The sequence below is a fragment of the Pontiella sp. genome, assembly GCF_041622395.1.
Taxonomy (GTDB): domain Bacteria; phylum Verrucomicrobiota; class Kiritimatiellia; order Kiritimatiellales; family Pontiellaceae; genus Pontiella.
On record NZ_JBFJYW010000386.1, the window covers coordinates 1 to 2,767 of the forward strand.

Here is a 2,767-nt window from a genome sequence, read left to right on the forward strand (position 1 = left end):
AGAACCCGGGCACCTCGACCGGAATCTGCTGCATGTCCTGCACGGCAATATCCGCCGGAAGCATGAAACCAATATCGGCCTCTTTCTTAATGAGCGATGCCGTGACCATGAAATAGATCAGGAGCAGGAACACGACGTCGATCAACGGCGCGATCTGCAGCTCCAGCTTGGCCTCTTCGAAATGTTGGTTGAGATTCATGTTTCCCTACTCCTCGAAAACGGAATAGATCAGATCCTGCGCACCGACCTCGGCGCAGGCGATCGTGATCTTCTCGTTCATCTTGTATTTGGCTTCGGCGTCGGCGCGAATCAGGACGCGCAGATTGGGATCGGCATTGATCTCCAGTTCGATGCGCTCCTTGACCTCATCGACCGTCTTGGCTACGGGATCGGATCCAAGATAGTAGGTACCATCCTTCTTGACCGAGATCATCATACGACCGGTGGTATCGTCCGGCACCTTGCCATGGGCGGCGGACGGCACCGCGACCTGCGGCTTTTCGTCGATGATCTGCGAGGCCACGATGAAGAAGATGAGCAGCAGGAAGACCATGTCGATCATGGGCGACATGTCGAGCTCTAGATCTTCGCCGATCTCTTTCTGTTGAAGTTTCATATCGGATGCCTATGTCCAGGGTTGCGGAGCCTACTGACCCTTCATTTTCTTCAGGGTATCGATATCCATGAAGCTGACAGGTTCTTTGCCGGTCTGGAGCGCGTCGAACAGGAAGCCGATGTTGCGGCCGAGAGTGGCCAGCGTTTTCTGGAATCCCTTTTTAAAGAAGAAGAAGAAGAACATGGCGGGAATCGCAATCACCAGACCCGTCGCCGTCGTCACCAAGGCCTCACCGATGTTACCGGCGAGCAGTTCCGGCTTACCCATCCCGGTGGTGGACATGGTGTTAAACGCCTTGATCATACCGGATACCGTACCGAGCAGCCCGAGCATCGGGGCGCTGGCGCCGATGATCGAAAGATAGTCGATCGGCTTCATCAGCTTGGACATTTGCTCGACCGAGGCTTCCTCGACCGATTCCTTGATCTTCTGGAAGTCGAGCTCCTCTTCACCATCGAGGCAGCGTTCGAGTCCGGCACCGAAAGTGTTGGCAAACATGGAAGGATGCTCTCGGCAGTAGATGAGTGCGTCGAGGCACTTCTTGTCGAGCATCATCTTCAGCAATGCCGGCAATTGCTCGCTGTGAAGCAGCGTCTTGGGGCGCAGCGAAATGAAATTCTGGATGACGAGAGCCACCATGAAGAAGGAGAAGGCGCCCAGCGGCCACATGGCCCAGCCACCCGTTTTGATCAACTGCAGCAAATCGACTTTCTGTACGGCTTCGGCAGCGGTTTCGCCCTGGGCGAATGCAGCGCCTGCCGCCATCAGCAAAGCGAAGGTTAGAATTGTTTTCTTCATGGTTGTTTCCTCCGGTTAGGTCAGTTTCAAGTATTGTTTTTTTTTACGGTTCAGATTATTCGGTCGGCTCTGCCGGCATTTCTTCGCTTGTTGCCTCCGCGGGCTTTTCTTCGCCGCCAAGTTGGTAGAAGAGCTTCGCGGCATCGCCGGCAATATTGGTTCCGGCATAGATGTTCTTCACTTGGCGCGCGGTGTTGACCGCGGAATTGGTCAGGCCTACGTCGAGGTACAGATGGGCGCTGAGCAGTTCGGACTGCGGCATCCACTCCAGATCATTCCCGTGTGCGGCGATGATTTCGCAGACGGTTTTGGAAGCGAGGGTCGGGTGCTTTTGGGCGCGCTCGATCGAGGCCTTCAGGTAGAGCTTCGCCGCTTCCGACTCCAACTCTTCGGCAACCTTGTCGGCGGCTTCGAAGTCGCCGCGTTCGACGGCCATCAACGCCGTGCCGACCAGGGCCTTGGTTTTGGCCTTCGGATTGGAGCTTTCCCGCAGCACCGCCGCATATTTGCCCACCCCGGCAATATCTCCCAGCTTCAGATAGCAGTCCATCAGCATCAAAGCCATCCGTTGCAAATTGTTGTCGATCGACATGAACTGCCCGCGCTCCATCATGAGCGATTCCAAGGCGGCAACCGCCGCGGCATAGTCGCCCTCGACATACATGGCCTCGATGTTGCCGAGCGCCTTTTCGAAGATCAACTGTAGCTTGGCAACCTTGTCGACGTCGGTTCTGGCCGATATTTCGGCAATCTCCGCATCGCTGATCGTTTGCTTTTCCCGAAAGGAATCGAACTCTTCTTTGGTCATGGAAAAACCAACGCTGGTGACCTTGTCCAGCGGCACGGTCATGGCACGGCCGCCGACCGCGAACGTCAGGTTTCCATCCGCTAGCGACTGCAGATAAACCCGGGCTATGCTTTTCCCGTTGGAGGCCAATAGCGAGGCCGGCACTCCGCTCGACGAGGACGTATCCTCAGTTTCAGACTGGGCGAAGGCAACGGATACCGCCGCCAGAATCATCATCATGGGTGTCTTAAACTTCATTATTTGCTCTCCTCCGCAGCAACCGGCGTCGAGCCCGAAGCCCCGGCGTCGGCAGATGGCGCTTCGCCCCCGACTTCGGCTTCGACCTTGACGGCAATATTGGAAACGCCCCCCGTTGCGAGGTAATCGGCGATTTCGCCGGTCTCGACGGCACCGAGCGCATTGCGGGCTTCCTCGGCCTGCGGCAGATCGTTCACATAGCGGTCATACAGCATGGCACGATAGGTGTTGCGGCGGTCGTTTTCATATTGCGGGCCGAGTTTTTTCAAAATACGCGCGCTGGCCAGATAGCCCTCGGCCGCCCAGTA

At 56.6% G+C, this 2,767-nt stretch carries 5 protein-coding genes; all 5 read right to left on the minus strand.

What is annotated here, in order from left to right; all coding sequences use genetic code 11:
- Positions 1–199: ExbD/TolR family protein (locus tag ABYO54_RS15820; protein WP_372809198.1), on the minus strand; the 199-nt coding region annotated here is incomplete at its 3' end.
- 6 nt (positions 200–205) lie between these two features.
- A complete protein-coding gene (locus tag ABYO54_RS15825) occupies positions 206–616 on the minus strand; it encodes an ExbD/TolR family protein (RefSeq protein WP_372809199.1) in 411 nt (136 codons plus the stop codon).
- Positions 617–646: 30 nt separating this feature from the next.
- Positions 647–1,414 carry a MotA/TolQ/ExbB proton channel family protein gene (locus ABYO54_RS15830; protein ID WP_372809200.1) on the minus strand — a complete coding sequence of 256 codons (768 nt, stop codon included), beginning with the start codon at positions 1,412–1,414 and terminating at the stop codon, positions 647–649.
- Between the two features lie 55 nt (positions 1,415–1,469).
- The gene (locus ABYO54_RS15835) at positions 1,470–2,459 is read right to left on the minus strand and encodes a hypothetical protein (RefSeq protein WP_372809201.1); all 990 of its coding nucleotides are present in this window, start codon (positions 2,457–2,459) and stop codon (positions 1,470–1,472) included.
- Positions 2,459–2,767: hypothetical protein (locus ABYO54_RS15840; RefSeq protein WP_372809202.1), on the minus strand; the 309-nt coding region annotated here is incomplete at its 5' end. The genes ABYO54_RS15835 and ABYO54_RS15840, both read right to left, overlap by 1 nt.

Excerpts from the sequence above, each read along its gene's own strand:
- ABYO54_RS15825 (WP_372809199.1), bottom strand. The coding sequence starts at position 616 with ATGAAACTTCAACAGAAAGAGATCGGCGAAGATCTAGAGCTCGACATG.
- ABYO54_RS15830 (WP_372809200.1), bottom strand. The coding sequence starts at position 1,414 with ATGAAGAAAACAATTCTAACCTTCGCTTTGCTGATGGCGGCAGGCGCT.
- ABYO54_RS15835 (WP_372809201.1), bottom strand. The coding sequence starts at position 2,459 with ATGAAGTTTAAGACACCCATGATGATGATTCTGGCGGCGGTATCCGTT.